The following is a 15,842-nucleotide window of genomic DNA, read 5'->3' as shown; positions in this document are numbered from 1 at the left end:
GACGCACGTCTCTCGTTGCGGGGGTCGGCGCCCGGGACGTCGCGGGGAACGGGCTCAGGCGAGGCGACCGACGGCGTCCTCGATGCCGCGGTGGAGTGTCGGGTAGGCGTAGATCATCGAGCGCAGCCGCTCGATCGGGACCTTGCCGTGCACGGCGACGGCGAGCGCCCCGAGCACCTCTCCGCCCGCCGGTCCCATCGTCGTGGCACCGACGAGGACGCCGCGGTCGGCGTCGGCGACGACCTTGATGAGGCCGTCTGCCTTGGCGATCCAGCCGCGGGTCGTCTCGCCGAGCGGTGTGACGCCGACCAGGACGTTCGAGAGCGTCTCGCGGGCCTGCTGCTCCGTCATCCCGACGGCACCGACCTCGGGATCGGTGAACGTGACGCGCGGGAGGGCGGCATACTCCGCCGGTGGGCCGTCGTCGCCGAGGACGTCACGGATCACGACACCCGCCTGGTACATCGACACGTGGGTGAAGGCGCCCTTGCCGGTGATGTCGCCCACCGCCCACACGCCGTCGGCGACGCGGCAGCGGTCGTCGACCGGGGCGGTGCGGGCGTCCTTGGCGACGCCGACCGTGTCGAGCCCGACGGCGGCGGGGTCGGCGCGGCGCCCGGTGGCGACGAGGAGCTTCTCGGCCGTCAGGACCGACCCGTCGGCCAGCGTCACGGTGAAGACCGACCCGTCGTGGCTGACCGTGTCGGCGCCGACACCGTGGCGCACCGTGATGCCGTCGGCCTCGAGGGCCACTTGTAGAGCCGCGGACGCCTCCGGCTCCTCGAGCGCCAGGAGCCGGTCGGCGGCCTCGACGACCGTCACCTCGACACCGAAGCGCGCCATGACCTGGCTCAGCTCGCAGCCGATCGCGCCACCTCCGAGCACGACGATCGAGGCAGGCAGCTCGGCGGCTTCGACGACGTCGTGGTTGGTCCAGTAGGGCGTGTCCGCGAGGCCCTCGACCGGCGGGATCGCGGCCGTCGTGCCCGTGTTGACGACGATGCCCGTCGTCGCGGTGTAGGCGGTGCCGTCGACGTCGACGCGTCCCGGTCCCGAGATGCGGCCGGAGCCCCGGACGAAGGTCGCCCCCTTCCCGGTCAGCCGCTCGACGGCGACGCGGTCGTCCCAGTTGTCGGTGGCCTCCTCGCGGATGCGCCTCGCGACGACCGACCAGTCGGGTGTGACGCCGCCGACCGACCCGGCCAGCCCGTCGACGCGGCGGGCCTCGGCGAGCGCGTCGGCGGCGCGGATCATCATCTTCGAGGGGATGCAGCCCCAGTAGGGGCACTCACCGCCCACGAGGCCGTGGTCGACGCCGAGAACGCGCAGGCCGCGCTCGGCGAGGGTGCCGGCGACGTGCTCACCTCCCGGCCCGAGCCCGATGACGATGACGTCGAAGGTGTGGTCGGTGTCGGTGGCCATGCCACAGCCTTACCCGCGCCGGCCCCGGAGGGAAGAGGCGCCGGGCGTCGTGGTCGACCGGCACCTCGGGTGAGCCGGGCACGCACCGGCTCCTGGGCGACGACGACGCTGCCGACGACGAGGACCATGGCGACAAGGTGGACCGGGCCGAAGTGCTCGCCGAGCAGGACCACGCCGAGGAGCACCCCGACGACGGGGTTGACGAGGCCGATGATCGAGGCTGACGTCGGACCCAGGACGGCCAGGCCGCGGAACCACAGGACGTAGGCGACGCCGCTGCCGATCAGCCCGAGATAGACGAGAGCTCCGACGGCGGGCAGGTCGAGCGCCGGCGGTGCGCCTTCGACGACGAAACCGATCGGCAGGAGGACGAGCCCGCCGGCGACGAGCTGCCACGACGTCATGGTGACGACGTGCTCGGTCGGCGACCACTTCCGCGTGAGGACGAAACCCACCGACGAGAGCACCACGGCGACCAGCCCCGCCCCGAGGCCCAGCGGGTCGAGCGGCTTGTCGAGGCCGTTCTGGAGCACGAGCAGCGCCACTCCGAGGAGGCCGGTCAGCCCGGCGGCCGCCGCCACACGAGCGGGCCGTCGACCCATGAGCAGCCAGGTGACGCCCATCGTCACCATCGGGGCGGTCGCGACGAGCGTGGCACCGAGCCCGCTCGGGAGGCGGTAGGCGGCGAGGAAGAGGAGTGCGTAGAAGAGGCCGATGTTGAGCGAGCCGAGGACGAGCGAGCGCCACCACCAGTCGCCCCTCGGCAGGCGCCGGACCCAGAGGAGCATGAGGAGCCCGACGGGCAGGGCCCGCACCGTGGCGGCGAAGAGCGGACGGCCCGGTGGCAGCCACTGCTGCGTGACGGCATACGTGGATCCCCAGACGGCGGCGGGGATCGCGGTCAGCGCGACGTTCGCCCAGCTCGCTCGATTGTCTTCCATGGAAGGTAAACTACCTTCCGGAGAAGATATATTCCAGCCATGGACCAGCACCAGGACCACGCGCAGCACGTCGTCGACCAGTGGGCGGTCGTGCGTCCCGAGCTCGACGTGAGCCCGGTGCTCGTCATCGGCCGCCTGCACCGGCTCGCGCTCGCCCTGACGGCCGAGCTCGTGAAGGTCTACAACGCCCACGGGCTCGGCGAGGGAGACTTCGACGTGCTCGCGACCCTGCGACGCACCGGTGAGCCCTACGAGCTGACCCCCACGGAGCTCATGGACCAGACGATGGTGACCTCCGGAGCCGTGACGAAGCGGCTCGACCGGCTCGAGGGTGCCGGTCTCGTCCAACGGCGGGTCTCCGACGGCGACCGGCGCAGCCGCATCGTGGTCCTCACCGGCACGGGGCGCGAGCTCATCGACCGCGCAGCACCCGAGCACTTCGCCAACGAGGCACGCCTGCTCGAGCCCCTGACGACCAGCGAACGAGCGACGCTCGCCCGCCTGCTGGCCAAGCTCGGCGCACCCCTCGGGGTCTGACCGCACAGGGCACGCGAGGCGACGCGATGGACGGCCCGGCGCTCGCGGCGTCGTCGGCCTACGCTGCGCTTCCATGACGGTCACGTCGCTGGTGCTGCTCGGCGTCGCCGCGCTGCTCATCGGCTTCGCCAAGACGGCCATCGGCGGGGTCGCGAGCATCGCCATCGCGATCTTCGCGTTCGTCCTGCCCACCAAGGAGTCGACGGCCGCGATCCTGCTGCTGCTGCTCATCGGCGACGTCGTCGCGGTCTGGCACTACCGCCGCGACGCCGACATCGGCCTGCTCAAGCGGCTCCTCCCCGCGGTGCTGCCCGGCCTCGTCCTCGGCGCCCTCTTCCTCTCCTGGGTCGACGACACGACCCTCCGCCGCGCCATCGGTGGCCTGCTCCTCGTCCTCGCGGCGCTCCAGCTCGTCCTCACGTGGCGCTCTCCCGACACCACCCGCGTCGGGTCGTCCCGGGCCGCCGCACTCGGCACCGGCGCGGCCGCGGGTTTCGCGACCATGACGGCGAACGCCGCCGGCCCCGTCATGACGCTCTACCTCGTCGCGCAGGGCGTCGAGAAGCGCCGCTTCCTCGGCACCGGCGCGCTCTTCTTCTTCGGCGTCAACCTCTGCAAGGTGCCTTTCAGCGTCGGGCTCGGCCTCTTCAGCGTCGAGACCCTCTGGCGCACCGTGCTGCTCGCTCCTCTCGTCCTCGTCGGCACGTGGATCGGCCTGCACACGGCGCGGCGACTGAGCCAGACCCGCTTCGACCAGGCCGTGCTCGCCGCGACCGTCGTCTCGGCCCTGGCCCTCGTCGTCCGGTGAGGCACGGCGCCTAGGGTGCTGGTCATGAGCCGCACCGCCGACGACGTCGACCTGGTCCGAGCCTCCCGCCAGGCGTGGGGAGGCCTCGAGACGCTCCACGTGCTCGGCTACTTCGCCGACGAGGTGCGCGACGCGTACGTCGCCCTCGGCCTGCACCCGCGCCTCAGCTACTTCGCCGGACGCTCGGCCGCCTTCGGAGCCGTCGGGCCCGAGGTGCCGACGGCGACGTTCTACGTCTTCGCTCCGTGGTTGCACGCCAAGGCCCTGCCGGCGTCATGGTCGGTCGCGAGCCCGGAGCAGGTGCAGCAGGCCCGCCGCGACGGCATGGCGGTCGTGCTCGACCGTGTCGTCGGCGACACCGACGTCACCGAGCTGCTCGACCTCGCCCGCACCGTCTGCGCCGGCCTCACGGCCCCCGGCCGCCCGTTGTATGCCGCCCACGCCGGGCTCGCGTGGCCCGACGAGCCGCGCCTCGCGCTCTGGCACGCCGCGACACTGATCCGCGAGCACCGCGGCGACGGTCACGTGGCGGCCCTGCTGCGCGCCGGGCTCGACCCGGTGGAGTCGATCGTCATCGGCGGCCTCTTCGCGGGCAACACCGGCTTCATGCGGTCGAGCCGCGGCTGGTCCGACGACGAGTGGACGGCTGCGGTCGAGCGGCTCACCGAGCGGGGCCTCGTCGACGGCGACGCCCTCACCGAGGAGGGGCTCGCCTTCCGCAAGGACCTCGAGCGCGAGACGGACCGGATGGCCCTCGAGGGCTGGGCGTACCTCGGGCTCGAGGGCACGCGACGGGTCGCCGAGCTGGCGGCGCCCCTGCGAGCCGCAGCCCTGGGCAGCGGCATCCTCCCCGACTGGGTCAGCTCCCGCGGCTGACTGCCCCCGCGGCGGTTCGAGGTGATCCTGCGACGCACGTCGGTGCCGGGATCACCTCGAACCAGCCCTTCCGCCGCGGGTTCGAGGTGATGGCGGCACCCGCGTCGGTGCCGGGATCGCCTCGAACGGGGGGCCTGGCCGAGCGGAAGGTCAGGGAGTGAAGGCGTCGCGGAAGCGCTTGAGCGCGAGCTCGTCGTCGCCCGAGGCGAATCCCTCGAGCCCCACCGGTCCGGTGTAGCCCATCTCGACGAGGGCTCGGGCGACGGCCGGGTAGGCGATCTCGCCGGTGCCGGGCTCGCGACGGCCGGGCACGTCGGCCACCTGGATCTCGCCGATGTGCGGCAGCGCCCGCCGGCAGAGCTCGATGAGGTTCCCCTCGCCGATCTGGGCGTGGTAGAGGTCGAGCATCAGCTTCAGGTGCGGGCTGTCGACGGCCTCGACGAGGGCCAGGCAGTCGGCGGCCGTCGCGAACGGCACGCCGGGGTGGTCGACGGCGGTGTTGAGGTTCTCGAGCACGAACATCACGCCCTCCCGCTCCCCCAGCTCGGCGATGCGCCCGAGCGTGCGCTGCGCCGTGAGCCACATCGGGCCGGTCGCGACCGGCTCGGGCCGTACGGGCAGGCCGCGGTCGTCGAGGCCCGTGCCGTGGAGGTTGAGGCGCGGGATGCCGAGCCGCTGGGCCACCGGCACCGACTCGGCAGCTGTCGCGAGCAGCTCGTCGGCTCCCTCGTCGTCGCTGAGCCGACCGCGGACGTAGCCGGTCATCGACGAGTAGACGACGCCCTCGTCACGCAGGGCGACGAGCTCGTCGATGTCATGACGGGTCCAGTCCCAGATCTCGACCTGGAAGCCGAGCCCGTGGATGCGACGCACCCGCTCGGCGAAGGGCAGGTCGAGGAAGACCATCTCGGCGCTCACCGCGAGCGTGAACGGGGTCGCCATCAGGCACCGGCCCGAGCGGCGGCGAGGTCGCGGTCGGAGTCGCGCACGGTGACCGTGCCCCCGGTCTCGACGGCCTCGATGCACGCGAGCGCGATCCGCAGCGCGGCTCGGGCGTCCTCGCCGCCGACCTGCGTGGGCTCGCCCTCGCGGACCGCGGTGCAGAAGGCCGCGAGCTCGGCGGCATACGCGTCGGTGAAGAGGTCGGTGTCGGCGCGGGCCGTCGGGCTCGTGACCCCAGCCGCGCCCCAGTGGGCGGTGCCGAGGTGCGCAGGGCTGCCCGCGGTGACCATGCCGGCCGATCCGAAGACCTCGCCGCGCACGTCGTAGCCGTAGGCAGCCGAGAAGCTCGCCTCGGCGACGGCGATGGCGCCGTTGTCGTAGCGGATGGTGACGACGGCGGTGTCGAGCAGCCCGGCGTCCCTGAACTCGGGGGCGACGAGGGCGTCGGCCATGACGGAGACCTGGACTGCCGTCGCGCCCGCGTTGAACCAGTTGAGGGCGTCGAAGTCGTGGATGAGCGTCTGCGTGAAGATCGTCCACGGCGGCACCCCGGCCGGGTCGGCGAGCCCCGGGTCGCGCGTCAGCGAGCGCAGCAGCTGGGGCGTCCCGATACCGCCGGCGGCGACGGTCTCGTGGGCGGCCCCGAAGTCGCGGGCGAAGCGCCGGTTGAAGCCCACCTGCAGGGGTATGCCGGCGGCTCGCGACGCGGCGATGGCGCGGTCGGCGTCGGCGAGGGTCAGGGCCATCGGCTTCTCGACGAAGACCGCCTTGCCGGCCTCGGCCGCGGCGACGACGAGGTCGGCGTGCGCCGTGCTCGCGCACGTGATGGCGACGGCCTCGACCCGCGGGTCGTCGATGAGTGCCTGGGCGTCGGTGAGCCACTCGACCCCGAGGTGCGCTCCGAGCCGTTCGGCGGCTGCGGCCCGCGGGTCGGCGACGGCGACCAGCTCGGCCTCGCCGAGGCGACGGGCCAGGGTCGTGGCGTGGTGGGTGCCGATGCGGCCGGCTCCCACGAGACCGAAGCGGACCGGGTCGATGCGCGTCATGGCTGCTCCTTCGCAGATGTGAACTAGAGCGCTCTAGTGCGGCTCCCATTGAAGCGTCCCACCGCCACACCGGTCAAGGGGTGGCCCGGATCCATGGAGCGCTCTAGAGTCGCGGACGTGGACAGCGAGAGGGTCACGATGGAGCACGTCGCCGCACGTGCCGGCGTCTCGCGCGCCCTCGTGTCGATCGTCTTCCGCGGCGTCGCCGGCGCATCCGAGGCAACCCGTGAACGGGTGCTCGCCGCGGCCCGCGACCTCGACTACCGCCCCGACACGCGCGCCAGCCGCCTCGGCAGCAGCCGCACCCGCACGCTCGGCGTGACCTTCAGCGTCGGGCACACCTTCCACGGCGACCTCATGGAGAGCCTCTACACGCACGCCGACGCGGCGGCCTACGAGCTCGTCCTGAGTGGCGTCACACCCTCCCGCTCCGAGGCGGCCGCGGTCGAGACCCTGCTCGCGGAGCGCTGCGAGGGCATCGTCCTGCTCGGCAGCAGCCAGTCGACGGCTCAGCTGGCGCGCCTCGCGAGGCGCCTGCCGGTCGTCAGCGTGCTGCGACCGGTGCCCGGCGGAGAGGTCGGGGTCGTGCGCACCGACGACGCCACGGGGCTGCGCCTCGCGGTCGAGCACCTCCACGCCCTCGGCCACACGCGGATCGCCCTGCTCGACGGCGGTCGCACGGCGGGAGCGGCGGAACGGCGTCGTGGCTACCGTGCGGCGGTGCGCCGGGCACCGGGGCTCGTCGAGAGCATCCTGCCCGGCGGACCCAGCGAGCTCGAGGGGGCCGTGGCGGCCCGGGCGTTCCTCGCCCAGACCGCCCGCGGGCGCCCCACCGCGGTCGCGGCGTTCAACGACCGGTGCGCCATCGGCTTCGTCGACGTCGTGCGGCAGGCGGGCCTCCGGGTCCCCGGCGACGTGTCCGTCGTCGGCTTCGACGACATCACGGAGGCGGCCTACCCGCACGTGGCGCTGACGACCGTGCGCCAGGACGCCGAGCGCCTCGGGGCCGAGGCGGTGCGCACCCTCGCGGAGCGGCTCGACGGCGAGAGTCCGCCGGGTACACCGCCCCCGCCCGTCGTCATCGAGCCCGAGCTCGTCGTGCGGGCCAGCACGGCGCCGGTCACCCGTCGCAACACGCCCTCGTGATGCTGGCGCCGCCATGAGCGTCACGGTGACCCGACGACGATGAGCAGGCGCGGCGGCCATCCCGACTGGCAGGTTGGACCCATGCCGACCTACACGTCCCACGACGGCACCGAGCTCGCCTACCGCATCGAGGGCACGGGTGACCCGGTCGTCGTCTGGCCCGGCGGCCCGGCGCGGGACCCTGCCTACCTCGGCGACCTCGGAGGCCTCGCGACGGTCGCCGGACGCTCGCTCGTGATCCCCGACCCGCGCGGCACGGGCGCCTCGCCGCTCCCGGCCGACCCCACGGCATACGGCCCCTCGGGGCTCGCCGACGACCTCGAGGCGCTCCGCGCCCATCTCGGGCTCGAGCGCCCCGACCTCCTCTGCCACTCCGCCGGAGCATCGGTGGCCCTGCTGTATGCCGCCCGCCACCCCGGGCGGATCGGGCGCCTCGTCCTCATCACCCCGGGCACGTCGGCCGTGGGCCTCGACATCAGCGACGACGAGTGGGAGGCGCGCGTGGCGCTGCGTTCCCACGAGCCGTGGTTCGCGTCGGCGAGGCGTGCCCTCGACTCCGAGGACGACTCACCGGCCACGAGGCAGGCGATGTCACCCTTCCTCTACGGCCGGTGGACCGGGACCGCGCAGCAGCACGCCGCCACGGACGACGCCCAGCGCAACCGCGAGGGCACCCGGGCGTTCCGCGCCGCGCCGGTCGACGCGGCGGCCACCCGGGCGGCGCTCACGTCGCTCAGGGCACCGGTGCGCGTCGTCGTGGGCGAGCTCGACCTCATGCCGGGACCCGACCTGGGAGCCGAGCTGGCCGCGATCTTCGACGACGGCCGCTGTGTCGTGCAGCCGGGTGCCGCCCACTTCCCCTGGGTCGACGACCCGGCGCGCTTCGCACGCCTGGTGTCCGCCGCCCTGGAGGACTGAGGGCCCCGGTCAGCCCGGGACGGGGTCGCGCCCCTGCCACGTGCACACGCAGGCCTCGTTGCCCTCGGGGTCGGCGAGGATCCAGAAGGCCGGAGCCCTCGAGTCGGACACGAGGTGCCCGCCGGCGGCGAGGGCCCGCTCGATGCGTCCGGGCGCCTCGTCATGGGCGACCGTGACGTCGAGGTGGATCCGGTTGCGTTGCGGCCGAGGCTCGTCCATCTGCTGGAACCACAAGGCCGGGCCCAGGCGGAGCGGGTCCTGCACGTCGTCGCGGGCGATGACGTCCCAGCCGAGGACGGCGTCCCAGAAGGGCCGGACGGCGTCGATGTCCATGGCGTCGATGGCGATCTCGACGACCGTGAGGGTCCCGGGCTGCGACGTCAGCCCCATCTCGGCGACGACGGAGTCAACGGCCCGACCGACCGCGATGTCGGCGTCGCTGACGCCACCCGCCGGCTCGGTCGACACGGCCAGGTGCACGACGGTGCCGCGGACGTCGAGGTCGGGTTGCCGGCCCAGGGGCGCGGCCACGGCGCCGACCCGTGCGACGAAGTCGAAGGCCGTCGCGACGTCGGGCGCCTGCACCGTGAGGTGCATCCGCTGGAGCAGGAACCGCCACGTGGGGAGGGCGTCGGACGCTGCCTGACGCGTGAGCTTGTCGGCCATGATCCGACCGTAGCCCGATCCACCGACGGCGCGCGCCCTGTCAGTCCGCGCGTATGCCGTCCCGTCGGGTCGTCGTGTCACCGCGCGCCGCCGTCGTGCCGCGGACCACGAGCTTCGGCTCGAGGACGAGCTCGACGGGCTCGGTGCGCCCGTCGTCGAGGCGTTGCGTCGCTGCCTCGACCGCAGCCGTCGCCATCGCCTCGGGGATCTGGCTGACGCTCGTGAGGTCGACGGTGGCGAGGCGGGCGATGAGGCTGTCGTCGTAGCCGACGACCGAGACGTCACCCGGCACGTCGACGCCCTCCCGCCGCAGGCGGTCGAGGAGGCCGAGCGCGGCCCGGTCGTTGAACGCGACGACGGCGGACGGCATACGGGATCGGCCAGAGGTGGCCTCTCGACCGCCGACGGGCGGCGCGACGTGGCCTCTCGACGGTTGGGGGTGGTGGAGGAGGTGGAGGGCGGCGGCAGCGCCAGCCTCCTCGTCCCCTCCACCCTCGACGACGAGGCTCGCGTCGGCGAGACCGAGGCGTTTCATGGCGCGGCGGTAGCCCTGCCGGCGCAGCGTGGCGATCGGGCCCCGAGGACCGTCGACGAAGGCGATGTCGTGGTGTCCCAGGCCGACCAGGTGCTCGACGGCGAGGGCGACACCGACGTCGTCGGCAGCGCGCACGACGTCGACGCCGGCGGCCTGCGCTCGCCGGCCGATGGCCACGACGTGGTGCTCCTCGGCGAGGGCGGCGAGCTCGGCGTCGGGCAGCCGTGGACCGAGCAGCAGCAGCGCCTCGCACCGGAAGTCGAGCAGCGTCTCCACGGCTCGACGCTCGTCCCGCGTGCGCGTCAGGGGGCTGACGACGATGTCGTAGCCGCGCTCGTCGGCCGCGGCCTGGAGGTCCTCGAGCAGCTCGGCGTGGAAGGTGCTGCTGACGTCCATCGTCACGCCGAGCAGCTGTGTGCGGCGGCGCGCGAGGAGGCTCGCGGTGCGGTCGGCGCGGTAGCCGAGCTCTCGGGCCGCATCGAGCACGGCCTCCCTCGTGGCGGCGCCGGGTCCGGGCCGGCCCCGCAGGACGAGCGATGCAGAGGCGGTGCTGACGCCGGCCCGGGAGGCGACGTCCTCGAGGCGGGGACGCGAGGGGCGGGACGGCATACGACTCCTTCGGTGGCTGCGCCGGGACGGGCTCGGGACAGATTGTCAGAACAAAGGGTTGACAGGCGCGGACGGTGCTCCGCACACTGGAGCCATCGTAGCCTTAAAGCGCTTTAAGCGCTGGTTGCGCACCACCGAACAGGAATGTCCAGAGAGGTACATCCCATGACGCAGTCACCCATCGGCGTCGCCGTCATCGGCGCCGGCATGGCGGGCCGGGCGCACTGCGCCGGCTACCGCACCGCCCCCACGCTCTTCGACCCGCCGCTGCCGCCCATCCGGTACGCCGCCGTCGTCGACGCGAACGAGGGCGTCGCCAAGGACGCCGCCGGCCGCTACGGCTACGAGCGCCACGGCACCGACTGGCGCGAGCTGCTGACCGCCGACGACGTCCAGGTCGTCAGCGTCGTCGTCGCCAACCACCTGCACCGCGAGATCGTCGAGGCGCTCCTCGACGCCGGCAAGCACGTGCTGTGCGAGAAGCCGCTCGCGGCGAGCATCGACGACGCCCGCGCCATGATCGCCGCCGCCGAGAAGCACCCGGACCTCACGACCGGCACGGCGTTCGTCTACCGCCGCCAGCCCGCCGTCGCCGCGATCCGCGACCTGCTGCACGACGAGCTCGGCGAGGTGAGCCACTTCAACGGGCGCTACTGGTGCGACTACGCCCGCAGCGCCGAGACGCCGATGGCGTGGCGCTACAAGGGCGGCCCCGGCACCGGAGCCCTCGCCGACATCGGCAGCCACCTCATCGACCTCGCCGAGTTCCTCTGCGGGCCGATGGCATCCGTGAGCGGCGCGACGTTCACGACGAAGGTGACTGATCGCGCCGTGCCGCTGGGCACGACCTACGGCCACGCGAAGGCCGAGCTGTCCGACGTCCGCGAGCCGGTCGAGAACGACGACGTCGCCACCTTCACCGCACACTTCGAGTCCGGCGCCGTCGGCACCTTCTCGATCTCGCGCATCGCCCCGGGCCACGCGAACTCGCTCGCCTTCGACCTCATGGCCGAGCACGGCGCCGCGAAGTGGGACATGGACCGGCCGGCCGAGTTCTCCGTCATCCGCAAGCTGCGTGACGACGGCCTGGACGGCTACAACCAGGTGCTCGCCGGTCCCGCCCACCCCTACGTCAAGGGCGGCCTGCCGATGGACTTCCCCGGGGTGTCCTACGGCGTCGGCGACCTCTTCGGCTACCAGTGCCGGGCCTTCCTCGAGCAGGTCGCCGGCATCGACGGCCTTCCTCCCGTCGCGACCTTCGAGGACGGCCTGCGCGACCTCACCATCATCGACGCGGTCACGAGGTCGGCAGCCGCCGACGGCGCGTCCGTCTCCCTCGCCTGAACCGCTCGAGTCGCCCACCACCCCAAGCACTTCCGGAAGGTACGACCATGCAGCTCGGCGCCTACAACGCCTGCCTCGGCGACAAGCCCCTCGGTGAGGCCCTCGACATGATCAAGAGCCTCGGGCTCACGAGCGTCGAGATCAACTCGGGCGGCTTCCTGCCGCCCATCCACCTGCCCGTCGACGACCTGCGCGCGAGCGAGCAGGCCCGGCAGGACTACCTCGGCGAGTTCAGCTCCCGCGGCCTCACCCTGACCGCCCTCAACTGCAACGGCAACCCGCTGCACCCGGCGGCCGGCTTCCCGCACTCGCAGGACCTTCTCGACTCGATCGAGCTCGCCTCGCTCCTCGGCGTCCCGCGTGTGATCACGATGTCCGGCGCACCTGGTGGCGAGGCGGGTACGTCTGTCCCCGTGTGGAACCCGCTCCCCTGGTGGAGCCCGTTCCTCGACGTGCAGGACCACCAGTGGAGCGTCGCCGTGCCCTACTGGAAGGACGTCCAGGCCAGGGCCGCCGCCGCAGACGTCCGAGTCGCCATCGAGATGCACCCCGGCAACATCGTCTTCAACCCGCGCACCCTGCACCGCCTCGTCGAGGAGACCGGCGCGACGCACGTCGGCGCCGAGATGGACCCGAGCCACCTCTTCTGGCAGGGCATCGACCCGGTCCTCGCCGTCGCCGACCTCGGTGAGCTCGTCTTCATCGCCGCCGCCAAGGACACCCAGATCAACGAGGCGGCCAAGGTCAACGGCGTCATCGACGACTCCTTCTACCGCGTCGCCGAGGGCCAGCCCGGGTACCTGCCTCTCGGTGGTGGGTCCACGCTCAGTGGCTGGCCCAAGAGCCCGTCGTGGGACTTCGTCGCCGTGGGCCGCGGCCACGACACGGCGTACTGGACCGAGTTCCTCCGCGCCCTGCACAAGGTCGACCCCGACATGCCGGTCAACATCGAGCACGAGGACCAGGAGCTCGACCAGCTCGAGGGCCTGCGCTTCGCCGCCAACACCCTCATCGAGGCCGAGAAGGGCATCTGAGCGTCACGGTGCTCCCGCCCGCACCCGGTTGAGGTATCCGCGCCGCACGTTTTGCGGCGCGGATACCTCAACCGAGTGTCATTCAGTCGTTCCAGCTGATCTCCCACGTCGCGTTGTCGCCGTGCTGCTGGGTCCAGAACGTCCGCCAGGCGGGCGACGTCGTGGGCTGCGGCAGCTTGGCGCCGAGGACGCCATCCACCGTGGGGTCACCGTCGGACACGTGGATGCCGGTGATCTCGTTGTCGCCGTCGTTGTAGGACGGGCCGCTCATCGAGTCGAACGTCGCGGATGCGTCGCGACCCTCGGCGAGGAAGCGCACCGGCTGGGGTGCGCGACCGCGCCCGGCGGCGTACTCCTCACCGGACGCCCGGTCGGCGAGGTGGAAGACGTAGCCCGAGTCGAGCGCGTTGCGCTGGGTGTGGAGGCCGTCGCCGGCGTCCTCGACGACGAGGAGGTCGTCAGCCGTCGCGAAGGCGATGTTGTCGAAGCCGGTGTGCTCCTCGTCGCCGACCGCGGCGATGGAGATGCGTCCGCTGTCGGCGCTCGAGCTCGTCTGCGAGACGCGGAAGACACCGCCGTACGCACCGGGCAGGGTGCTCGAGGTGCTCGTGTCGCCCGTCTCGGTGAAGTAGAACTCCCTGAACCCGGTGCCGGGGCGGAAGACGCCGTTCTCCGGGCGCTTGAGCGGCGTCGCGTTCGCGGCTTTGGCGGCGGCCGTCGCGTCGAAGGCGCCGGTCGTGCCGGTGTGGATCGTGACCCACCGGGTCGCGAACGACGAGCCGTACGTGTGCAGCTGCGAGATGAACGGGTCCGACGGGTTCGACTGGAGCTGGGACGTCGTCGCCGGCGTCCCGTCGGCGCGCTCGATCTGGAGGGCCTGGAGCGTGCCGCCCTTCGTGAGGTCCGTCCTGTCGGTCGGCACGAAGCGGTAGGCGAAGCTGTTGGGCACCTTGCCGCCGCTCGCGCCGGTGCCGCCGATGTCCTCGAGCATCCAGACGTTGCCGTCGGCGTCGTTCTGGATGCCCTCGAAGCCGCCCGAACCGAGTGCGTCGAGCCGCATGGCCCTGCCACCGTCGACCGGGTCACCGTTCGCGTCGAGGCCGACGCCGAAGACGCCGCCCTTGGGCGAGCTCGACTCGGCCGTGAGGAGCAGCTGCTGCGTGAACGGGTTCCACGTGATGCCGTCGATGGTGGGGTAGGCGTTGCCCACGGTGTCGGTGTCGGAGATGAGCGTCACCCGCTTGAGGGGGTCGGTCTCGTCGAGGTTGATGCGCGTGACGTAGCCGCGCGGGCCGATCTCGTGGCCCTGGTAGAGGTAGTGCTTGCCGCCGAGGACGAGGTAGACGTTCTTGTCGGGCTCCGTCTTGTGGGCCTCGTTCTTCGTCTGCGTCAACGGCGCGCCGTCGAGCGTGTTGTAGCCGTAGTGCGTGACCCCGTTGGCGGTGTCGGGGTTGGTCATCGGCAGGTTGCCCCACGCGACGGACGTCTGGGTCGCCGACGGGGTCAGGACGTCGTTCTGGACGCCGAACCTGGGGTTGGCGTGCGGCACGTTGACGACGGGCAGGCCGCCGTGCGCGTCGGCCGAGGAGCCGCCGAGGGCGAAGGCGGCGGCCGCGGCGAGGGTGCCGACGAGCCCTGCCTTGACGATGGTGGGAGTGTTCACGGAGAAGCCTCTCGTGCGCCCGGTGTGAGTGCCCGGGGATGAGGAACTGAGACGCCTCAACACTTTCCGCGAAGTCTGGGAGAACCCTTCGGATCCCGTGAACGGCGTGGAAGATCGCGCCGACGCGTCGGTGAAGTCTCGTCGACCGGGGCGTTCGGCCGCAGGTTGACCGGATGGTGGCGTCCGCGTCGCGTCGTCATCGGGCACCTCGACGAGGTGCCCAGCCCTCGCGGCGGCCGGGGTTGCCGGACAGGGCCACCGGTCGCCACGGGGTGCGATAGTTTCGGTCCACGACCTGTCATCGGGGGAGGTGCAGTGAATCCGAGGGTCACCATCCTTGATGTTGCTGCCCGGGCAGGCGTGTCCATCTCATCGGTCTCGGCCGCCCTCAACGGGCGCCCTGGCGTGTCCGAGGACACCCGACGACGCATCGTCGACGTCGCCGAGCAGCTGGGCTGGGTGCCCTCGCTCCGGGGCCGGAGCCTGTCCGGCCAGAAGGCGTATGCCGTCGGGCTGGTGCTGGAGCGCTCGTCGGAGGTCATCGAGTCGGATCCCTTCTTCGCCGGGTTCATCGCGGGTGTGGAGTCGGTCCTCGAGCGGCAGGGTTTCGCGCTCGTGCTCCAGGTGGCCTCGAACCGGGAGGCAGCCGTCCAGCGCTACCGGCAGCTCGCCCTCGACCACCGCGTCGACGGGGTCTTGCTCACCGACCTGTCGCAGCACGACGCGCGCGTGCGGCTGGTGAACGAGCTGGGCCTACCGGCCGTTGCCGTGAACGCCGCCCAGAGATGCGCCGTCGCCGCGGTCCGCCAGGACCACCGGCCCGGCCTGGTCGAGCTCATGGACGAAGTCATCGCGTTGGGGCACCGCCGGATCGCGCACGTGGCCGGCCGCCGTGGCCTGCTCCACACGCGTCAACGCGTCGAGGTCTGGAGGTCGGCGTTGCAGAAGGCCGGTCTGGAGCCAGGCCCGCTCGTCTACGGCGACTTCACGGTGGAGAGCGGCAGCCGCGCCGCCGACGACCTGCGCGCGGCCGCCGGCGACACCCCCACGGCCGTCGTGTGTGCGAACGACCTCATGGCGATCGGGTTCATCGCGCGAGTGAGTGCCCTGGGCATCGACGTGCCACTGGAGATGTCCGTGACCGGGTTCGACGGCATCCCGCTCGGCGCCTTCGTGAGACCCGCCCTGACGTCCGTGGCCACCGCTCCGCGGCTGCTCGGTGACGCAGCAGCCTCGATGTTGCTGGCCGTCATCCAGGGCGAGACTCCCTCCGACGTCACGGTGCCCGCGACCAGGCTCTTGCGTCGCGACTCGCTCGTGGACGTGCCGCGCGCCTGACCGTCGTCGCCCTCGCC

The 15,842-nt window shown here is 72.5% G+C and carries 14 protein-coding genes and 1 pseudogene; 8 read left to right on the top strand and 7 right to left on the bottom strand.

Going from position 1 to position 15,842, the window contains the following annotated elements; all coding sequences use genetic code 11:
- Positions 1–54 precede the first annotated feature (54 nt).
- Both ASG96_RS00140 and ASG96_RS00135 read right to left on the bottom strand, forming a co-directional pair.
- On the bottom strand, positions 55–1,422 hold the full coding sequence (locus ASG96_RS00140) for an NAD(P)/FAD-dependent oxidoreductase (protein ID WP_057585869.1): 1,368 nt from the start codon (positions 1,420–1,422) through the stop codon (positions 55–57).
- A 110-nt stretch (positions 1,423–1,532) separates the two neighbouring features.
- Positions 1,533–2,363 (bottom strand): annotated as a pseudogene (locus ASG96_RS00135) (EamA family transporter); the annotation flags it as partial.
- Positions 2,364–2,402: 39 nt separating this feature from the next.
- On the opposite strand from ASG96_RS00135, the gene ASG96_RS00130 reads away from it, so the two are divergent.
- From ASG96_RS00130 to ASG96_RS00120, 3 genes are all read left to right on the top strand, one after another.
- Positions 2,403–2,900: a MarR family winged helix-turn-helix transcriptional regulator gene (locus tag ASG96_RS00130; protein ID WP_057585867.1), complete on the top strand. Its 498-nt coding sequence runs from the start codon at positions 2,403–2,405 to the stop codon at positions 2,898–2,900.
- Positions 2,901–2,973: 73 nt separating this feature from the next.
- On the top strand, positions 2,974–3,708 hold the full coding sequence (locus tag ASG96_RS00125) for a sulfite exporter TauE/SafE family protein (RefSeq protein ID WP_056755665.1): 735 nt from the start codon (positions 2,974–2,976) through the stop codon (positions 3,706–3,708).
- Positions 3,709–3,732: 24 nt separating this feature from the next.
- On the top strand, positions 3,733–4,584 hold the full coding sequence (locus ASG96_RS00120; RefSeq protein ID WP_200962632.1) for a hypothetical protein: 852 nt from the start codon (positions 3,733–3,735) through the stop codon (positions 4,582–4,584).
- Between the two features lie 150 nt (positions 4,585–4,734).
- On the opposite strand, the gene ASG96_RS00115 is transcribed toward ASG96_RS00120, so the two are convergent.
- Together ASG96_RS00115 and ASG96_RS00110 are read right to left on the bottom strand one after the other, a co-directional pair.
- Positions 4,735–5,526: a TIM barrel protein gene (locus ASG96_RS00115; protein ID WP_057585864.1), complete on the bottom strand. Its 792-nt coding sequence runs from the start codon at positions 5,524–5,526 to the stop codon at positions 4,735–4,737.
- Positions 5,526–6,572 (bottom strand): Gfo/Idh/MocA family oxidoreductase, encoded by a 1,047-nt coding sequence (locus ASG96_RS00110; protein ID WP_057585862.1) that lies wholly within the window; start codon positions 6,570–6,572, stop codon positions 5,526–5,528. The genes ASG96_RS00115 and ASG96_RS00110 overlap by 1 nt, the downstream gene beginning before the upstream one ends.
- Positions 6,573–6,689: 117 nt before the next feature.
- On the opposite strand from ASG96_RS00110, the gene ASG96_RS00105 reads away from it, so the two are divergent.
- Both ASG96_RS00105 and ASG96_RS00100 read left to right on the top strand, forming a co-directional pair.
- Positions 6,690–7,718: a LacI family DNA-binding transcriptional regulator gene (locus tag ASG96_RS00105; protein ID WP_082591536.1), complete on the top strand. Its 1,029-nt coding sequence runs from the start codon at positions 6,690–6,692 to the stop codon at positions 7,716–7,718.
- A gap of 81 nt (positions 7,719–7,799) precedes the next feature.
- Positions 7,800–8,636 carry an alpha/beta fold hydrolase gene (locus tag ASG96_RS00100; protein WP_057585859.1) on the top strand — a complete coding sequence of 279 codons (837 nt, stop codon included), beginning with the start codon at positions 7,800–7,802 and terminating at the stop codon, positions 8,634–8,636.
- A gap of 9 nt (positions 8,637–8,645) precedes the next feature.
- Here the strand turns inward: ASG96_RS00100 and ASG96_RS00095 are convergent, their stop codons facing one another.
- Positions 8,646–9,302 carry a VOC family protein gene (locus ASG96_RS00095; RefSeq protein ID WP_057585857.1) on the bottom strand — a complete coding sequence of 219 codons (657 nt, stop codon included), beginning with the start codon at positions 9,300–9,302 and terminating at the stop codon, positions 8,646–8,648.
- 40 nt (positions 9,303–9,342) lie between these two features.
- On the bottom strand, positions 9,343–10,446 hold the full coding sequence (locus ASG96_RS00090; RefSeq protein ID WP_057585855.1) for a LacI family DNA-binding transcriptional regulator: 1,104 nt from the start codon (positions 10,444–10,446) through the stop codon (positions 9,343–9,345).
- Between the two features lie 165 nt (positions 10,447–10,611).
- Here ASG96_RS00090 and ASG96_RS00085 point away from each other — a divergent pair, with 165 nt between their 5' ends.
- Positions 10,612–11,790 (top strand): Gfo/Idh/MocA family protein, encoded by a 1,179-nt coding sequence (locus tag ASG96_RS00085; RefSeq protein WP_057585853.1) that lies wholly within the window; start codon positions 10,612–10,614, stop codon positions 11,788–11,790.
- Between the two features lie 47 nt (positions 11,791–11,837).
- Positions 11,838–12,824: a sugar phosphate isomerase/epimerase gene (locus ASG96_RS00080; protein WP_057585851.1), complete on the top strand. Its 987-nt coding sequence runs from the start codon at positions 11,838–11,840 to the stop codon at positions 12,822–12,824.
- Positions 12,825–12,906: 82 nt separating this feature from the next.
- On the opposite strand, the gene ASG96_RS00075 is transcribed toward ASG96_RS00080, so the two are convergent.
- Positions 12,907–14,487 (bottom strand): alkaline phosphatase PhoX, encoded by a 1,581-nt coding sequence (locus tag ASG96_RS00075; RefSeq protein ID WP_057585849.1) that lies wholly within the window; start codon positions 14,485–14,487, stop codon positions 12,907–12,909.
- A gap of 315 nt (positions 14,488–14,802) precedes the next feature.
- Between ASG96_RS00075 and ASG96_RS00070 the strand changes: the two genes are divergently transcribed.
- Positions 14,803–15,825 carry a LacI family DNA-binding transcriptional regulator gene (locus ASG96_RS00070; protein WP_057585847.1) on the top strand — a complete coding sequence of 341 codons (1,023 nt, stop codon included), beginning with the start codon at positions 14,803–14,805 and terminating at the stop codon, positions 15,823–15,825.
- Positions 15,826–15,842: the final 17 nt, after the last annotated feature.

Source organism: Terrabacter sp. Soil810, assembly GCF_001429645.1.
In the GTDB taxonomy this organism is placed as follows: Bacteria; Actinomycetota; Actinomycetes; order Actinomycetales; family Dermatophilaceae; genus Terrabacter.
Note: the sequence above shows the minus strand (reverse complement) of the source record. Positions and strands in the feature narration are given on the sequence as shown.